The organism is Paenibacillus sp. 01T47 (assembly GCF_056398245.1).
On sequence record NZ_JBFTPA010000002.1, the window covers coordinates 275,153 to 292,954 of the forward strand.

Consider the following 17,802-nt stretch of genomic DNA (forward strand, 5'->3'; position numbering starts at 1 on the left):
TCTCACAAATTGGTCCAAGCGGAGCGCGATGAGCGAGCTGTATTTCGTACTTGCCAATATAATCCTTCATAATCATAATGACCTCAACAGATCTAAGCTTGTTTGTTTTGCATGAATTCCATATATTTCAGTGCCAATACAAGACGGACAACCATCTTCGCAAGGACATTTTCGGATTAATTTTATTGCAGCTTCTTTTACTTCATCAAATCGTTTATATACGTCCTCTGCTAGTCCAATCCCCCCAGGGTAATGGTCATATATGAAAATCGTTGGAAGCTGTGTATGCTCGGCCCTGATTTGTGAAACGACATGAATATCATTTCGGTCACACATTACATGAATAGGTACAATATGCCTAAGCACATTCGCTATTCCAAGAAGCAGCTGTTCTAGCGTTTTTGTTTCAATCGCTGGGTCTACCTCTTTCAATTCTATCCAGGTCGCGCTGGTATGCAATTCATCTTCCGGTAGATTTACTTGGCCGTATCCAATATTTTCAAAACTCGTTAATCGAATTTTCTTAAAAAGTGTTGCGAGAAAATTTACTACAACATCTCCATATATTATGGATGAAGTTCGCTTGCTCTCTATCCTATCCTCTGCTAATACTTTAAGTTTTACCGCCAGATTCGCGTCTGTATAATACTCTACATCGACTTTTCGAACATAAGCCTTCTTATGCTCCCAATCCAGCTTTTCTACTTGGAATTGTACACCTTCATGTAAATAAATGGCTTCATCGTGCAAAAGAGTCATAGCGCTAAAACGGTCCATTTCCCCTATGATTTTCACGTTCGCTGTTTCTGATTGGTCGATGATAACTACATTTTCCTGTGCGGCAGAACGCAGACTTACTTCACTAGCTGGGAAAGCCAGATTAGCCCAATAAAACGTATCAGCTGCTTGAGTGAGTACCCGTTCTTCTACCAGATACTCCAATATGTCTACTATTTCTATTGAACCGAATTGTTCTCCCTTTTTAAAAGGCAGCTCATAGGCGGCACAACGAACGTGATCAACTAGAATGAGTAAGTTTTCCGGATTGATTCTAGCGGATTCCGGGGATCGATCAAAGAAATATTCGGGATTTTGCACAATATACTGGTCAATAGGCGTATTGCTAGCTACCATTAGTACAAGTGCTTCCCCATGTCGTCTTCCAGCTCGTCCAGCTTGCTGCCATGTACTTGCAACGCTCCCTGGATAACCTGTCATAATACAGACCTGCAGCTGTCCAATGTCTACACCTAGTTCTAAAGCATTTGTGCTGACCACGCCTATTATTTCGCCGTTTCTTAATCCTCTTTCAATTTCTCGTCTTTGATTTGGCAAGTAGCCGCCACGGTAGCCTCGTATGGATTTTGTGCCGATTTCATTTTTAACCAATTCCTGAATATGGCTCAAAATAATTTCTACTCTTACCCGGCTGCGAGCAAAAACAATCGTCTGTATTTTGTTCGTCAAAAATTCCTTCGCTAATTGATTAACCTCTACAGTAGAACTTTTTCGAATATTGAGCGGCTTATTTACAATGGGCGGGTTATAAAAAACAAAATGTTTCCGCCCTCTTGGTGCGCCGTTATCATCAATTAATCGCATAGGATTCCCTGTCAATTGTTCTGCTAGTTCCTTAGGGTTAGCAATTGTGGCAGATGTACAAATAAACAGTGGATCGCTACCATAAAACTTGCATATTCGTTTGAGCCTTCGAATGACATTTGCTACATGACTTCCGAATACGCCTCTATACGTATGAAGCTCGTCAATAACGATATATTTAAGATTGCTAAATAAACTTACCCATTTTGTATGATGTGGAAGGATAGCGGAATGCAGCATATCGGGGTTCGTGATGACGATATGTCCTACATTTCTTACAATCGTTCGAATAGCAGGCGAAGTATCGCCGTCATAGGTAAAGCTTTTAATATCAATTCCCATTTCGTTTATCATTTCAGTTAATTCACTTTTTTGATCTTGTGCAAGAGCTTTCGTTGGGAATAAATATAAAGCTCGACTGCCGTCGTCTTCCGCTATCGCTTGTAACACTGGAAGGTTATAACAAAGCGTTTTTCCAGAAGCGGTCGGAGTTACAGCGACTATATTTTCACCTTTACGTATCGTTTCGTAGGCTGAGTGCTGGTGTGTATATAAATGCTCTATTCCTCTTTTTGCGAAAGCCGATTTAATTCTTGGATCAACACTTTCTGGCAGAGGTTTTGTTTTTGCCTCTTGAGGCTCTATTTCAGTCCAATTTATAATATTTTCATTGGCTCGTAAATTTCGGATCATTTCTGAAAGTGATTTCTTTTTTATCATTTCTTAGCACCTCACTATACCCTATATATTAGCGAATATCTGTTCCCTTTACTAGTCTTTAGTTCTGGATATATAGTGCCAAAGAAAAACTGTTTGCTTGCCACAAACTTGTTGACGTCGCACCTATCAAATTGACACACGAAACAAAAACCAATATAGTAAATTTATATTATAATTAGATGGTTGTTTAAATATCTAACGACTTCAAAAGTCAGCTGGAAAGGACAGCTTACATGTCAATCAATTTAGCCTTTAAGGCACTATCTGACCCTACTCGCAGAAAAATTTTAGAACTATTGCGAGAACGTGACTTAACGGCTGGAGAAATAGCCGACCATTTTCAAATGACTAAGCCCAGCATCTCTCATCATCTTAGCTTGTTAAAGCAAGCAGAGCTTGTATCCGATGAACGGCAAGGCCAGCATATTTATTATTCACTTAACACAGCTGTCTTCCACGACTTAATGGACTGGATGAATTCCTTTCAACAGAGCGAATCCGAAGGGATTGTAGAGAAATGAAAGCAAGTATCTTCTCTTGGATTATTGTTGCCATTGCTTTAATTGCCAGCATCGTAACCTATCCCGATTTACCCGAGCAAATGGCGATTTACTGGGATATGAATATTGAATTCGATGGATTGGCGCATAAAGCATTTACCTTGCTGCTTTTACCAGCATTTATGGTCATCCTAATTGTCATCCTTCCAAAAAAACATGCTTCCCAAAATCAAAAGCCTAATCTTCACACGGTTCAAAATGTAGTCTTGATCAGCTTGCTCGTGCTTCACGGTGTTACCATTGCATCTGGTTACGGACTCATTATTGATATCACCAAAGTCATCATCACGATCATTGGTATTATTTTCACAGTGGCAGGCTTGTATATGCCGCATTTTCAACCAAACAGCTATATTGGCATAAAAACCGTTAATACGCTTGGCAGTGAAGACGTTTGGAAAAAAACACATCGAGCAGCATCCATATTTTATGTGGTTGGCGGATTGCTGATGATTGTCTCGTCTTTTATTCCAAACCCTTACCAAATGTTCATTTTTTTCGGTATTGTTGTCATCATCGTATTAGCTTCTGTATTTCTATCGTTTCACTTTGGCAAAGATAACAAATAAAGCAAAAACGCGAGGAAATCCTCACGTTTTTGCTTTTTTTTATTCTATATGAGTCGCACGTTTTATTTCGATATGTAGAAAATCTGTTGCTGCTGTGACAGGAGAGAAGTGTACGCCAGCTTCTTCTTCAAGCTGTACAAGATCCTCATTGCTATAACGTCCGCTAAAATGGGTCATCACCAGCCGCTTGGCGTTTGCTTTAACAGCTGTTTCTGCCGCCTCCGCCGTCGTACAATGTCCAAACTCATGTGCTTTCTCTTCCATGCCCGCAGCGAAGGTCGCTTCGTGAACGAGCAGATCAGCATCTTTCGCTAAGGTTATAGCATTATCACATGGCTTCGTATCTCCGAGCACTGTAATTACTCTCCCGATATAAGTAGGGCCGGTAACATCCTCAGTGTGAATGAGCAATCCGCTCGGAGATGTAACCGACTGTCCTCTTTTTAACGCCCCGTAAAGCGGACCTGCTTCAATCCCATACTCCTTCAGCTTGTGGACGAGCAGCTTGCCGGGCTGATCTTGTTCAGTTACGCGATAGCCGAAGCAAGTCACTCGATGCTCAAGCAGCGCTACCTCAACCTTAAATCGATTATCCTCAAAAACAACACCTTCATTTCCTGTTAATTCGTGGATAATGAGCTCATAATCGAGCTGCGTAGCACTAATCGCAAAGGTTGACTCAATATAGCTCCTAATCCCAACAGGACCAAAAAGCTGTACAGGTGTGATTCCGCCATCGAAAGAGCGACTGCTGAGCAAGCCAGGCAACCCATAAATGTGATCACCGTGCAGATGTGTAATAAATATGTATTCAATCTTATTCAGTTTAAGCGATGTTCTCATAAGCTGATGCTGCGTTGCCTCTCCAGCATCGAATAACAGTAAACTGCACGTTGGCTCAGGAAGCTGCAGCGCCACGGCTGTTACATTGCGATACTTCGAAGGTCTTCCTGCGCCCGTTCCCAAAAACCACATATTCATATTATTATCCACCCCACTCTTAGCCCTGCGGCCTCGACTTCTGGAATTGAAACGAAGAGCCCTCTTAAGCTCGTCATGACGAACGCTCAAGGGCTCTTTGTTATTATACGCTATAGTTTCTCAACATTAAAATATTGTGCTTCTGGATGAGCGAATACCATTGCAGATACGGATGCCTCTGGCTCCATCATGCAGCCTTCAGTCAATTCGACGCCAATATCTTGGGGTCTCATCAAATCGAACAATGGCTCCTGATCCTCAAGGTTTGGACATGCCGGGTATCCGAACGATACACGAATGCCTTGATAACGAGCGCCATGACGCTGCTTCATCGTCATCTCCGCAGGATCTGGATAACCACAGATATCACGCATAATATGGTGGACACGCTCTGCCATTCCTTCTGCAACCTCAAGAGCTACGGACTGAAGTGCATGCGAGCGCAAATAATCGCCGTTATCCTTCCATTCATTCGCAATTTCACGAATGCCGTGTCCAGCGGTTACAACTAGGAAACCAACATAATCCATAACGCCGCTATCCACTGATTTCAAGAAGTCAGATAAGCATAAGTAAGGCTCCACCTGTTGACGAGGGAACGTAAACCGCTTAATTTCCTGACGCGGGTCCACTGGATTGTAAATAATTATATCATTGCCTGAAGACTGCGCAGGGAAGAAACGGTACATACCGTGGGTTTTTATAATGCCATCGGTTGTTCCTTTCTGCAATATTTCATCAACGGTCGCTTTTAGCTGCACTGCTTTTTCATTGCCATCCTTCAACAATTGATCAACATTGCCTTTTAGTCCGAGGTGATGACCAAGCAGCATCTGCATGTTGACATAAGGTATGACATGAGGAAGCGGTACATCACGCAGAATATGCCGATCCAAATCCGGCGGTGTAAATACAGGCGCATCCGGTGAAATTTTGGAACGAACAGCCCGCGTCAATTGCGGCAAAGGTTTCTTCTCTTCCTCGTATACTCCGCCAGATGCTTTAAATGCGGCCATTTCATCTTCAAGCCGTGATCGATGCTCAGGGTCCATCAGCTTGTTGGCGATATCAAGACCGTCCATTGCATCCTTTGCGTAAAGAACAAGTCCATCATATTCCGGGCCAATTCTCGTTTTCGTAAACTTCCGTGTCAGTGCCGCGCCGCCAACAAGTATCGGTGCATCAATGCCGGCTGTACGCAAATCCTGCGCCGTAATAACCATTTGCTGTGCGGATTTAACGAGCAATCCAGACAAACCGATAGCATCAGCCTTCTCATTGCGATAAGCTTCAATTAATTGCTCAGGCGGCACCTTAATGCCTAGATTTATTATTTTGTAACCGTTGTTTGATAAAATAATTTCGACTAAGTTTTTTCCGATGTCATGAACATCGCCTTTGACGGTCGCCAAAATAATTTTACCTTTGACGGAGGATTCATTTTTTTCCATAAATGATTCAAGGTAAGTTACCGAAGCTTTCATCACCTCAGCGCTTTGAAGCACCTCTGCAACGATGAGCTCATTGCCATTGAACAAACGGCCAACTTCCTCCATACCGCGCATTAGCGGCCCGTTGATGACTTCCATCGCTGTATATTTCTTCAACGCTTCATCCAGATCCGGGATAAGCCCCTCTTTTGTACCTTCGACTACGTAGGAGCCTAAACGTTCCTCAAGCGATAGATTCGAAATCTTTTCTTTCTTCTCTACCTTCTTGTCACGGAATGCGGCAACGAACGCAGCAAGCGACTCGTCCGTCGTGTTGTAAATTAGCTCTTCAGCTAGTTGACGCTCTTCATCAGGGATCGATGCATAACGCTCCAGCTTCTCAGTATTAACAATAGCATAATCTAGCCCTGCTTTTGTCGCATGGTACAAGTACACCGAGTTGAGTACTTCCCTACCTGCATCTGGCAAACCGAAGGAAATGTTGCTCAGACCCAAGATCGTTTTGGCACGCGGGAACTTCTCCTTGATCATCCGAATTCCTTCCAGCGTCTCTACAGCTGAACCGATATATTGCGGATCACCTGAACCAACGGGGAACATATTGGGATCAAAAATAATATCTTCCGGATTCATCTTGTATTTCTGAGTCAGAAGATTGTAGGAACGTTCCGCAACTTCCATCTTCGCTTCACGCGTTACCGCTTGGCCGCGTTCATCTATTAGAATCATAACAACTGCTGCTCCATAACGATGGATTAATGGCAAAATCTTCTCAAACTTGGATTCACCATCCTCCAAGTTAATGGAGTTAATAATCGCTTTACCTTGCGAATATTTCAGTCCCAGCTCAATGATATGATCATAAGTCGAATCCAGCATAAGCGGTGCCTTTATTTTCTTTACGACTTGCGGCAAAAATTGATGTACCGCATACGCTTCATCAATATCGGTATCCTGCAAGTTGATATCGATGACATGGGCGCCGCCCTTCACCTGTGCACGTGCAATTTCAGAAGCCTCATCAAACTTCTCTTCCTTAAGCAGACGTTTAAACTTGCGCGAACCAGATATGTTTGTTCGTTCCCCGATCATGATCGGGCGATTTTCCGGTTCAATAAATACCGTCTCAATACCTGAAACCGCATCTGGATGCTCGCCCATCTTCGTGCGCGGAGCATACTTCGCCATGGTTTCAGCCATCACTCGTATATGGTCAGGAGTTGTTCCGCAGCAGCCGCCGGCAATATTCAACCAGCCCTGTTCAGCGAATGCTGACATCTTCTTAGCCAGCGACTCTGGAGATTCGTGATAATGCCCGTTTTCATCCGGCAAGCCTGCATTTGGATAGCAGCTAATTGCAGCGTTTGCGATTTCACTCAGTGTCCGCAGGTGATCCCGCATAAACTCAGGGCCTGTCGCACAGTTGAGCCCGATGGAGATCGGCTTCAAATGCTCTAACGAAATGTAGAACGATTCGATGGTTTGACCAGCGAGCGTCGTTCCCATCGGCTCAATCGTACCTGAAATCATAATCGGCAGCTCTTTGCCAAGTTTGTCAAAGGCGTTGCGAATACCGATGCTGCCTGCTTTTACATTAAGCGTATCCTGTGAGGTTTCAAGCAATAATGCATCCACATCAGCTTCGATTAAAGCAAGCGCTTGCTCATAATAGCTCTCGACGAGCTCATCGAAAGTTACCCCTCCGGTTACGGATAAAGTTTTGGTCGTTGGTCCAAGCGCGCCTGCAACGTAACGCGGCTTGTCTGGCGTGCTGTACTTATCACATGCATCACGCGCTAACTTAGCAGCTGCTAGATTGATCTCTCTCGCTTTTTCAGGAATATCATAATCATCGAGTACAACGCTTGTCGCACCAAATGTATTGGTTTCCAAAATATCTGCGCCAGCCTCTAGGTACTGCTCATGAATAGACTGTATAACGTCAGGACGAGTCAGAACGAGTATTTCATTACAACCGTCCAGCTCCGCCCCACCAAAATCATCTTCAGTTAATCCAGCTTGTTGAATCATCGTGCCCATTGCGCCGTCCAAAATAAGTATGCGCTCCTGAAGCATTTGTTGTATGGTCGGTTTTGACAAAATACTACACCCTTCCCAAAAATCATTAACACATAGTTTATCAGAATACCTGTGTGGTGAAAAGGTAATCCATCGACAATCCATTTGATTTGTTTTATAATCATTATATCATTTAATCTCTATAGGAAAAGAGGGAATGTTCATGGCTGAAATTAGAATTCGCAATACTGAAGAACGGATTCAAGGGGAAGAGGCTGTTCGTGCATTTCTAGAACAGCAAGAGGTGCTTTACGAGCATTGGAATCCAAGCAAGCTAGCAGAAGATTTACAGCAAAAATTCGTTCTCTCCGATGAAGAGAAGCAGCAAATTTTAGCGACATATGACGAAGAAATTAAAGATTTGGCACAGCGTCGTGGATATCAAACTTGGGATATTATCGCATTGTCCGATGCTACGCCTAACTTAGACGAGCTGCTCAAAAAGTTTGAAAATGTACACACGCATACAGAAGATGAAGTTCGTGCGATTACAGCAGGACGCGGCATCTTTATTATAAAAGGTACTGATGATGTTGGTTATTTCGACGTTGAGCTTGAAGCTGGCGATGTCATTTCCGTACCGGAATACAAACCGCATTTCTTCACACTCATGGATAATCGCCAAATCGTAGCCGTTCGTCTCTTCATTGAAACAGAGGGCTGGATCGCTCATCCGTTTGCTGACGACAAGTTTGCTGCTAATCAGGCCTAATATTAAATCAAAAATAATGCAAGCCCCTCTTCAGCAGCACAAGCTGTCCGCGAGGGGCTTTTTTGTTGCAAGTTTACACTTCAAGCAAAGGAAGAAGCTCTTCCAAATGTTTAATTTCATGTGATGGGACAATCTCGTCATTGCGAACAACACCGTGACGGTTAATCCAAACTGATGTCATACCAATCGTATTTGCGCCAAGAATATCCGTTGTCAGCTTATCTCCAACCATGATCCCATGATCCGTCTCTACGCCAAGACGCTCAAGCGCATGCTTGAATATCGATGCTGCCGGCTTTCCTTCACCAAATTCACCCGAGATTATAATATGATCGAAGTATGGCACAAGTTCCGGTACGCCAGCAAGCTTCTCACGCTGCAAATCAGGCGAGCCGTTCGTAAGCAAAAGCAGCTTGTATTTTCCTTTGAGTGCATCTAGAACGCGGAATGTTTCTTCATATACGATAGGACGCAAGCGGCGCTCAGCCGGGAATTGCTCAGCCAGCTTCGCACCTAGCTCCTCGTTATCAACACCAAGTGCTTTCAAGCCTTGTGTCCAAGCTGCTTTCCGATAACCCGGAGCAAGTGACTCAAGCTTGCGGAATTCCTCCTGTTCACCTTCAAGAAACGGTGCCCAGAGTCCTTCGAAAGGATTGATCCCGATCATCTTGGTGAACGAGAACGTTTCATAGGATTCGTAGAGAGCTCTTGCCTCACGGCGAACGGATTCTTCAAGCTCGCTCGGATCAACCCCGCATTCTGCTGCTGCCGCTTGGCATGTAGCTTCAAAAGCTTCCTTAACGCTGCGGTCATCCCACAGCAAGGTGTCATCCAGATCAAATAATACTGCTTGTTTAGCCATCGTTGTTCGAACTCTCCTGCCTATTTATTTTTGCTGAAAAGCGATTCCATTAGCATTTGCAAATAATTTCAGCTTCTCGCCAATTTCATCGGTTGGAAAACGGTTCGTCAATTTTGAGAACACCCAGTTTCCGCCTTTTTGCATCTCCACGACCACATAACCTTTTTGCACGCTGAAGCCTTTGATCGAGGCTGCTGGAATACGCTTGTCTCCCGTTAGACGACGTGATTGAATGTAGTCTTTGCCGATCGTAATATACGGTCTGCGGAAAAAGAACAAAGCCGCAAGCAAAATGTAGCATCCTACCGTAATCCAAAACATCGTATCCATTTTAAATGTAGAGGAGCTGGACATCAAAATGACATACATGCCGATAAACAAAATCAAAAGTATTGGCGCAATAAAGTTGCGTCCTACGATTTTTTCTGATTTCTCTGCATTAAAAACGATTTGACCATTTCCTTGCTTCTTGCGCTGCTTATTTACGACATCCATATTTTTGCGCACTTTGCGCTCCCAGGAACGTGACAAACAAATTCTCCTCCTAATTAAATACCTTATTCAAACGGTCTGCGAAACTTTTCAATAAAACGATTAGGATAATCTTCCGGAAGCGCACTTATTTGCTCCAAACGGTTCCAAACCTCGCTTGGCATTTCCCAGCCGATGGCGCCAATATTATCTTCAAATTGCTCCAGCTTGCTGGCACCAAAAATCGGTGAAGTAATGCCTTCTCGCTGAATGAGCCATCTTAAAGCTACCTGTGCAGGTGATTTATCCAGCTCTTTCGCTGCTTCCAGCAATGCGTCGAGAATTTCAAAGTTTTTATCATTAGACCGCAGATTCCACGCGCTCTCGCCTACTTTGGAAGTTAGACGTCCTTCCTTTGGCTCTTCCCTTGTATAGCGTCCCGTTAGAAAACCGCCGCCAATCGGGGCCCAAGGAATAATTCCGACTTTCTCTTCTAAACAAAGCGACAGCATTTCACGATCCATCTGCCTGCTCACTAAGCTGTATTGAGGCTGAATCGATACAAAACGCACATATCTGCTAGCATCGCTATACGCTAGTGATTTCATCAGCTGCCAAGCAAAAAAATTGGAACATCCTATGTAACGAACTTTACCAGAAGTAACGAGGTCATCCAGTGTGCGCAGCGTTTCCTCTATTGGAGTCGCATGATCCCATACATGCACTTGATACAGATCGATATAATCAGTCTGAAGCCGCTTAAGACTAGCTTCTACACCGTCCATAATATGTTTGCGAGATAAGCCTACACCGTTAATATTGCTGGATGTTGTCATACGCACTTTTGTAGCAAGAACGATGTCAGATCGTTTGTTTTTAATCGCTTTGCCGACGATTTCCTCGGAACGACCGCTCACATAAACGTCGGCCGTATCGAGAAAATTGCCTCCACGATCAACAAAACGATCGATCATCTCGATCGAATCTTCCTCACTTGTCGTATTGCCGAATGTCATGGTGCCTAAACAAAGCTCAGAAACAGCTAGTCCACTTTTGCCTAATAGTTTGAAATTCATCTAATCACCCCATCTTGGATATTAAATGATTACACAATACATTCATTAGTGCTTAACATTATCTTTGTCATCAACGATTTCGATCTTATCAAGCTGTTGACGGAAATTGCTTTTGAAAACAGTCAAGTATTGCTTGCGAAGCTCTTCTCTCTCAACCGTTTCCTCATCGGATAAACCTTCCGATTTATTTTTACGAGCCAGCTCGTTAATACGTTCTATAATTTTATCGAATTCCATTACATGCTCTACTCCTCTCATGATGAAAAAAACTCTACTCTCTACTTTTACATTTCCACCAATCAGTTGTCAAGGCAACAGAGCTCATCTCGAATAAAGTAACGACAGACAGCAGCATTCGTTATTGCAAAACAACTTGATCGCCTGGCTTCAATCCTTCAAGCACTTCTGTTTGTTCTGGCGTTTCGAGGCCAATCTTTATTTCCTTACGCTCATATTGACCATTGCCTGTATCGAGCATCACGAAATGTTTATCTTTCTCGCGAATAATCGCAATCGATGGCACTGATATTGCATTTTCTTTGCGTTCAGTTTCAATAGCACCGCTGAGGCTAAGGCCGGCAATCAAATACTCGTTAGGCTCGAGCACGATTACGACTTCAAATTGTGCGGCTTGATTTAAATTGTTTTGATCCGTTCCCGTTTTTGCAAACTTAGAAACTTTAAGCACTTTGCCTGAAAGGTTCAGCTCTTTCATCGCATTCATCTTCACCTTGACCGGCATGCCCGCTTTAATTCGAAACACATCCTGTTCGCCAACTAAGGCGATAAATTGCAATTTGTTCAAGTCAACGACTTTGCCGATATACTCATTGACGGTCAATGCCTGTGGCCGTTTGTTAGGATTATCGAATAAAAAGATTCCCGTTGCTGGTGAACGAAAGCTGGATTCATTAAGCATTTTTTTCTTTTGCTGCAGCTCCTTGGCTTGAATGCTCGCTGTTACTTCATTGACATCCTTGGATAAACGTGCGATTTCTCTTTCAACGAGCACTTTTTTTCGTGCTTCTTCCGTTGACTCCATCGCCGCTGATTCGTCATTCAATTGATTGAGGTAATCGTTTAACTCAGCCTCAAGCTTGCCCTTTCGCAGAACTGCCTCCATTTGTAAAATATCGTTTTGCACTGCCGTCTGATCCAGGTTAAACAATATATCACCCTTTTTCACCTGCTGCCCGTCTTCTACCGCCCACTGTTTAACCTCGGAGCCATAAGGTGCATAGATGAGTGTTTCCTGCTCATACAATGATTTCCCCTTTACTTCAACCGTATTGGCTATCGTTTCGTTCGTCACTTGGAATGTAATTGGCTGAGACTCAGAAACGAATTCTGTTTGCCTTGGAGGATTGCCTATTTTGTATAGTCCAAAACTTATCCCAATAATAATAATACCGATTATTCCCCACTTTATTTTTCTTTTCATATGTAAGCTCCTTCTTCAACCATAAATTAATCGCGCCTAATCGCTGTTAAAGCATCCGTACGTGAAGCGCTTATTGCTGGATAGATACCCGATAGTATACCTGTAGCAAGCGCAAAAGCCATGCCTATTGGAATCGTTATAAATGGAATGAAAATAATGACAGAGTCCGTCTCGCCGGATAAGTTATAAATGAGGGCATTTATACCCCATACAATCCAATACGAGAAAAGTACACCTAACAATCCACCAAGCAATCCGAGCAGTGCTGCCTCGATGATGAACATGTTGCGGATTTGAGCCAAATTCGCACCAAGCACCTTCATTATCCCAATTTGTCTACGTCTCTGATAGGTAGACATCGTCATCGCTACAACGATCGATATCGAAGCTATGATTAGAATAAACACACCAATACCAAGTGCCGCAGCTTTTATGATCTTAAATTCATTTGCGAGCTGTTCCTTTTGCTGTAGATTAGTTCGCGTCGTAACGACTAGTTTCTGCAGCTGCTTCTCTACTTGTTCAATCTTTGCTTGGTTATCTACTTTTACAATAATAGAGTTATAAGCTTCCTGCTCATCACTCCCTAGCTTCAGCTCTTTCTTCAAGAGCTCCGCTGTCTCTAATGAGACATAACCTTTTTTGTCATACATCGACTGCTCATCACTGACTCCTGCTGGCTTCTTGAGCACGCCTATTACCCGAAGAGGTCCGCTCAACACGACTTGGCCATCAGGTGAATAGGAACGAAGCTGTATTTGCTTCTGATATAAAGCCCCTGGTACACGATTTAACTTCTCAAATTGCTGATAAACCGTTTCATCATAGGGATTGGCATCGATTTGCTCTCGAATTTTTCGTTTCGACTCTTCATCAATAAATCCCATTGTCGCTCCATAGTTAAGAACGATAGTACCTAATACATTCGTTGCTTCTCCTTGATTGATGTCATTTCCAAAAGCGGAAAGCATCTCAATATCTGTACCTATAATTTCGGTTTGAATTTGTGAAGTAAGCCCATCTAACGTCATCGTCTCCATATAGTTGAGCTGTTGATATGGTGATGCCGCTTTGACATGTTCGATTTGTCTCATGATGTCAAGCTTTTGCTTGGTTAACTTGCCTTTCTGCAAAGAATCTTCATCAGCTGTGGATGCTCCGCCGCCAGCGTATGCTCCTGTACTGGCTGTGACCGTTATTTCATCCATCTTCAAGTAACTATTCATTTGTTTCTCAATGTAAACTTGAGCAGATTCACCGATACTGAGTGCGATTATTATTGCTGCACATCCAATAGAAATACCCGCAGCGCATAATGCCGTTACAACCTTTCTACGCCTTACCTGATCCCATGATAATCTTGAAATATCACTAATTCTCAATTTGAATTCCCCCCGCAAGCATACTTTCTCGTGCGGCTTCCTGATCCGTTACGAGATAACCATCTCGCAGCGTGATAATTTTTTCCGTTTGTGCTGCTACCTCACGTTCATGAGTTACGATAATAAAGGTAGTATCCATCGTTTTATTCAACTGCTTCAAAATCATAATAATTTCTTCCTCTGTTTTGGTATCCAAATTACCGGTAGGCTCGTCCGCAAAAATAACTGATGGCTCTGTTATCAATGATCTTGCAATACTGACACGCTGTTGTTGTCCTCCCGAGAGCTGAGATGGGAATAACTCTGCTTTATCAGGAATTCCCATCTGCTCTAATAACGAAAGAGCTTTTTTCTTCCGTATTGAAGGATGCATCGATTGAAATACAAGCGGAAGCTCCACATTTTCCCTAACCGTCAAGTTGGCTATCAACTCATACGCTTGAAAAATAAATCCGATATGCTTCCGTCTAAACTCTGCCAAGCGGTTTTCATTCATCGTTACAATATTATGGTCCGCAATAAAGATTTGGCCTTCTGTAGGCTTCATTAAGCCAGCCATTAAGTTCAGTAAAGTAGATTTACCGGAACCGGAGCTCCCTAACAACGCAATCATTTCTCCCTTATGTACGTGAAAGCTTATTTTCTGCAGTACAGTGGTTGTTTCATGCCCATTCATAAATGAGTGGGATAACTCTTCAACTCGTAACAAAATAGCATCTCCTTTCAGTCCCCTTTAATAGACGGCTAAACTAAGGGTTAACCCTGCAGTAAACATAAAAAAACTTTCTAAAGAAGTAGATTGGCCTGCATCTACTTTAAATAGAAAGTAATTTTTTGTATGAACTATTGAATTGTAATGGAAAATCAAGCTAAATGCTAGGAATAATTAACTTCTGTCCTGGCTTTATTACTGTTGATTGCAGATCATTCCGATCTTTAATCAAATATACGATATATCTGATATCATGGCTGCCATCTGAAACTTGTTTTGCTATATTCCAGAGTGTATCACCTGATTGCACCCTAATAATTTGTTCTTCCGCGGAAGCGGCTTCGGGAGTATTACTCGAAGCGTATGTCCCCATAAGTAGGAAGCTCGTAAACAATAAGAAAAACACAGCAGTGCAAACGACGAGTTTAACAGTATGACGCTTTATGAAATGCCTAATCAAGCGGTTGACCTTTGTTGCTTTGTTCGTATCTTGTTTATGAATGGTTCTATAAAAACTTGGACTGGTTATCATTTATCAACACCCCAAACGTTTGTTCTGTTTTTAGATTACACGAACAAACGTTTGGTGTCAACGAAAAAAATACGAACCTCTGTACTTAAGAACTTATGTTTGTACGAACTCGAGTTCTATGTTATAATTTTTTGCAAACCTACTAATGGAGTGATTGCAGTGTCGAAGATTTCTAACCGACAACATTCAATTCTTGAATTTATTAAGAATGAAGTTCGGGAGAAAGGCTATCCACCCTCCGTTCGAGAAATCGGCGAAGCTGTTGGATTGTTGTCCAGTTCAACCGTTCACGGTCATTTGGACCGTCTAGAGAAAAAAGGTTTAATACGCCGAGATCCTACTAAACCGCGTGCTATTGAAATTTTGGATCAAGAAGGCTCTGATGGCATTATCCCGCTATCCGTAGCTAGAGTACCTATTGTTGGTAAAGTTACCGCTGGTGTGCCAATTACTGCTACAGAAAATATTGAAGAATATTTCCCGCTTCCTTCCCATTTTGTTGGTGACAGCAGTGTTTTTATATTGAATGTCATGGGTGAGAGTATGATTGAAGCAGGTATTCATGACGGGGATTATGTTATCGTTCGTCAACAACAAACGGCAAACAATGGTGAGATCGTCGTTGCAATGACTGAGGACGACGAAGCAACAGTCAAAACATTTTACAAAGAGAAAAATCATATTCGTTTGCAGCCGGAAAATTCCACAATGCAGCCTATATTACTTCAAAATGTAACGATTCTAGGTAAAGTCATTGGACTTTTCCGTGATATTCATTAATACCAACTCATATGTACATAAAGAAAAGGCTGAATCAACGTATTTGCAACGTTGATTCAGCCTTTTCTTTGACTATTACATTAACTTTATTGCTTAAAGGGTTGGTAACGTCTGCCATTCTCAAACCTTTCAACAAAATTCTGATTTGTGAGCTCTCCAATGACATGGGTCCAAAATTGTTGTGCGGGAACATTTCGTTCAAGCTGATACAGCTCCCACAATCCGCTATGCTTTTGTATAACTAGCTTAGCTGCTTGTTTACCAACACCAGATCTTCTATATTTTCGCATAATAAAAAAATGTGCAAGTAAATTATAGTGTCTGTCATTTTCATTTACTTTTTTGGTTAATGCAAAGCCAGCGATCTCATCGTTCACAGTTACGATATAAGGAAAATCAGCATCGGATTCTTGCCAAAAATTTTCCCAATCGGACAATTGTGAATATAATCCTGAAGAATTTACAGCAGCATCCGTATACGCTGTAAAATCGTACATATAAAGCTGAAGCTAATTATTTATACAAACCTGCTTCTTTAACTTAAAAACGCAATGCCTGCATCAATTAATCAGCAAATGACAAACACCCAATCACTATGAATTTATCACGCATAACATACTGTGTATTCAACTCGTAAGGAGGTGCATTGAAAAATGTCCGGTTACGTGGGTGGAGCTTTCTCAAGCTTAGGAATCATCTTAGTATTATTCATTCTACTGGTGATCATTGCTTGCAGTTGCGGCGGCTTTGGCTTCGGATATTAATTCGTATTTGAGCCATTCTTCATATTAACAAAAGAAGATCCATTTGATGGATCTTCTTTTTGCTATTCATGCTCCTTTCAGCCACTACTTTGTTATTTAGATGGAGAGATTTTAAATTACACGTTTTCTTAGCAATACTGCTGTTGTTCTTAAATTAGAAATTCGTATTAGCTTCTTGCGGTCAAGTTTCGGATAATCATAAAGTAATCCTTCATATACAATTTGCATTTGCTCATGTTTAAGAAAATCATGAGGTGTAACTTGCGCGGATGGTCGTTCCCACAAGTTTATACCACTGCTCCGCATGGCTTCAGCAACAAACTGGGAGCAGAAATATGAATCTGTTGGCTCGATATTAAGCTCAAGCAGTACACCTAACAATCCGATTAAATTGTATCGGTAATTTTCTTTATTTTTTTCAAACTCACGAATGTATTGAAGCAATGCGGCATGTTGTTTTTCTGATAAAGCAATCTTTAGAAGAACACAGCGCGTATTAGGGAAATATCGAAACGTTCCAGTATAGACGTTTTCTTTGACAAATCCAGCGATTAGCGGGTTGTTTGCACGTTTACGCCCAAAGCTGTATATATTCTTCAGATTTATATCCAGTGCAAGTGAAGCGTGATTATAGGGTGCACCAGTAAATAATTTGATCATTCGAGTAAACCATGTGCCCGTGTCCGTAAGCAACACATAAATACTGCCATTGGTTTCTTCATCTATTCTAGTTTCTGTCATGCTGCTCACCTCATTTATCGTTGATTATCCAGATTATAATTAGGTCGTTTTGAGTTTAAGATATATGTCACGATTTCGTTTATTAGCTTGGGTTGATTAACTGTTATGAATATAACAACTATATAACCACCCGAATAGTACTAACTCTATGTGGTACTGGCTCTAGTCAACCTAAAAAAGACCAGCCACGAACACATTATCCATGTGTTTGACTGATCCTATAAAGGTTTGTTTTACTAATGACGCATATATATCATCAACATACAAGCACTAGACCGTAGCTCTTAGACCTGTATACTTTTCTTTAGGCGCGATTTGAGTCCACTGCTTAATTATGGCTCTGATAATCTTTAAAACCAAACTCAGC

The 17,802-nt window shown here is 42.1% G+C and carries 18 protein-coding genes; 5 read left to right on the top strand and 13 right to left on the bottom strand.

What is annotated here, in order from left to right:
- Positions 1–72 precede the first annotated feature (72 nt).
- Positions 73–2,319 carry a DEAD/DEAH box helicase gene (locus AC1DOV_RS05250; RefSeq protein ID WP_477511905.1) on the bottom strand — a complete coding sequence of 749 codons (2,247 nt, stop codon included), beginning with the start codon at positions 2,317–2,319 and terminating at the stop codon, positions 73–75.
- Between the two features lie 236 nt (positions 2,320–2,555).
- Between AC1DOV_RS05250 and AC1DOV_RS05255 the strand changes: the two genes are divergently transcribed.
- Together AC1DOV_RS05255 and AC1DOV_RS05260 are read left to right on the top strand one after the other, a co-directional pair.
- The gene (locus AC1DOV_RS05255; RefSeq protein ID WP_339202685.1) at positions 2,556–2,843 is read left to right on the top strand and encodes an autorepressor SdpR family transcription factor; all 288 of its coding nucleotides are present in this window, start codon (positions 2,556–2,558) and stop codon (positions 2,841–2,843) included.
- A complete protein-coding gene (locus AC1DOV_RS05260; protein ID WP_477549357.1) occupies positions 2,840–3,451 on the top strand; it encodes an SdpI family protein in 612 nt (203 codons plus the stop codon). The genes AC1DOV_RS05255 and AC1DOV_RS05260 overlap by 4 nt, the downstream gene beginning before the upstream one ends.
- Positions 3,452–3,490: 39 nt before the next feature.
- On the opposite strand, the gene rnz is transcribed toward AC1DOV_RS05260, so the two are convergent.
- Positions 3,491–4,432: a ribonuclease Z gene (gene rnz, locus AC1DOV_RS05265; RefSeq protein WP_477549358.1), complete on the bottom strand. Its 942-nt coding sequence runs from the start codon at positions 4,430–4,432 to the stop codon at positions 3,491–3,493.
- 110 nt (positions 4,433–4,542) lie between these two features.
- Positions 4,543–7,959 carry a methionine synthase gene (gene metH, locus AC1DOV_RS05270; RefSeq protein ID WP_430059337.1) on the bottom strand — a complete coding sequence of 1,139 codons (3,417 nt, stop codon included), beginning with the start codon at positions 7,957–7,959 and terminating at the stop codon, positions 4,543–4,545.
- A gap of 166 nt (positions 7,960–8,125) precedes the next feature.
- On the opposite strand from metH, the gene AC1DOV_RS05275 reads away from it, so the two are divergent.
- Positions 8,126–8,674, top strand: coding sequence for a 1,2-dihydroxy-3-keto-5-methylthiopentene dioxygenase (locus tag AC1DOV_RS05275; protein ID WP_076265816.1), 549 nt, complete (start codon positions 8,126–8,128; stop codon positions 8,672–8,674).
- A gap of 73 nt (positions 8,675–8,747) precedes the next feature.
- Here the strand turns inward: AC1DOV_RS05275 and AC1DOV_RS05280 are convergent, their stop codons facing one another.
- The 8 genes from AC1DOV_RS05280 to yneA form a co-directional block, all read right to left on the bottom strand.
- The gene (locus AC1DOV_RS05280; RefSeq protein ID WP_430058852.1) at positions 8,748–9,536 is read right to left on the bottom strand and encodes an HAD family hydrolase; all 789 of its coding nucleotides are present in this window, start codon (positions 9,534–9,536) and stop codon (positions 8,748–8,750) included.
- A 24-nt stretch (positions 9,537–9,560) separates the two neighbouring features.
- Complete coding sequence (locus AC1DOV_RS05285; protein WP_076265814.1) at positions 9,561–10,067, bottom strand: hypothetical protein; 507 nt, start codon at positions 10,065–10,067, stop codon at positions 9,561–9,563.
- A 26-nt stretch (positions 10,068–10,093) separates the two neighbouring features.
- Positions 10,094–11,083 (bottom strand): aldo/keto reductase, encoded by a 990-nt coding sequence (locus tag AC1DOV_RS05290; RefSeq protein ID WP_441963228.1) that lies wholly within the window; start codon positions 11,081–11,083, stop codon positions 10,094–10,096.
- A gap of 45 nt (positions 11,084–11,128) precedes the next feature.
- Entirely contained in the window at positions 11,129–11,320 is a 192-nt protein-coding gene (locus AC1DOV_RS05295; RefSeq protein WP_076265812.1) for a DUF896 domain-containing protein, read from the bottom strand.
- A 121-nt stretch (positions 11,321–11,441) separates the two neighbouring features.
- Positions 11,442–12,524 carry an efflux RND transporter periplasmic adaptor subunit gene (locus tag AC1DOV_RS05300; protein ID WP_477549359.1) on the bottom strand — a complete coding sequence of 361 codons (1,083 nt, stop codon included), beginning with the start codon at positions 12,522–12,524 and terminating at the stop codon, positions 11,442–11,444.
- 26 nt (positions 12,525–12,550) lie between these two features.
- On the bottom strand, positions 12,551–13,906 hold the full coding sequence (locus tag AC1DOV_RS05305) for an ABC transporter permease (RefSeq protein ID WP_477549360.1): 1,356 nt from the start codon (positions 13,904–13,906) through the stop codon (positions 12,551–12,553).
- Positions 13,896–14,615, bottom strand: coding sequence for an ABC transporter ATP-binding protein (locus AC1DOV_RS05310; RefSeq protein WP_477549361.1), 720 nt, complete (start codon positions 14,613–14,615; stop codon positions 13,896–13,898). Before AC1DOV_RS05310 ends, AC1DOV_RS05305 begins: the two co-directional genes overlap by 11 nt.
- 160 nt (positions 14,616–14,775) lie before the next feature.
- Entirely contained in the window at positions 14,776–15,150 is a 375-nt protein-coding gene (gene yneA, locus AC1DOV_RS05315) for a cell division suppressor protein YneA (protein ID WP_430058841.1), read from the bottom strand.
- Between the two features lie 159 nt (positions 15,151–15,309).
- Here yneA and lexA point away from each other — a divergent pair, with 159 nt between their 5' ends.
- Complete coding sequence (gene lexA, locus AC1DOV_RS05320; RefSeq protein ID WP_054024635.1) at positions 15,310–15,930, top strand: transcriptional repressor LexA; 621 nt, start codon at positions 15,310–15,312, stop codon at positions 15,928–15,930.
- Positions 15,931–16,016: 86 nt separating this feature from the next.
- Here lexA and AC1DOV_RS05325 read toward each other — a convergent pair whose 3' ends face one another.
- Positions 16,017–16,427: a GNAT family N-acetyltransferase gene (locus AC1DOV_RS05325; RefSeq protein ID WP_477549362.1), complete on the bottom strand. Its 411-nt coding sequence runs from the start codon at positions 16,425–16,427 to the stop codon at positions 16,017–16,019.
- Positions 16,428–16,583: 156 nt separating this feature from the next.
- On the opposite strand from AC1DOV_RS05325, the gene AC1DOV_RS05330 reads away from it, so the two are divergent.
- Positions 16,584–16,694 carry a sporulation protein YjcZ gene (locus tag AC1DOV_RS05330; RefSeq protein ID WP_083681511.1) on the top strand — a complete coding sequence of 37 codons (111 nt, stop codon included), beginning with the start codon at positions 16,584–16,586 and terminating at the stop codon, positions 16,692–16,694.
- Positions 16,695–16,805: 111 nt separating this feature from the next.
- On the opposite strand, the gene AC1DOV_RS05335 is transcribed toward AC1DOV_RS05330, so the two are convergent.
- Complete coding sequence (locus tag AC1DOV_RS05335) at positions 16,806–17,435, bottom strand: hypothetical protein (protein ID WP_477511874.1); 630 nt, start codon at positions 17,433–17,435, stop codon at positions 16,806–16,808.
- Between the last annotated feature and the right edge of the window lie 367 nt (positions 17,436–17,802).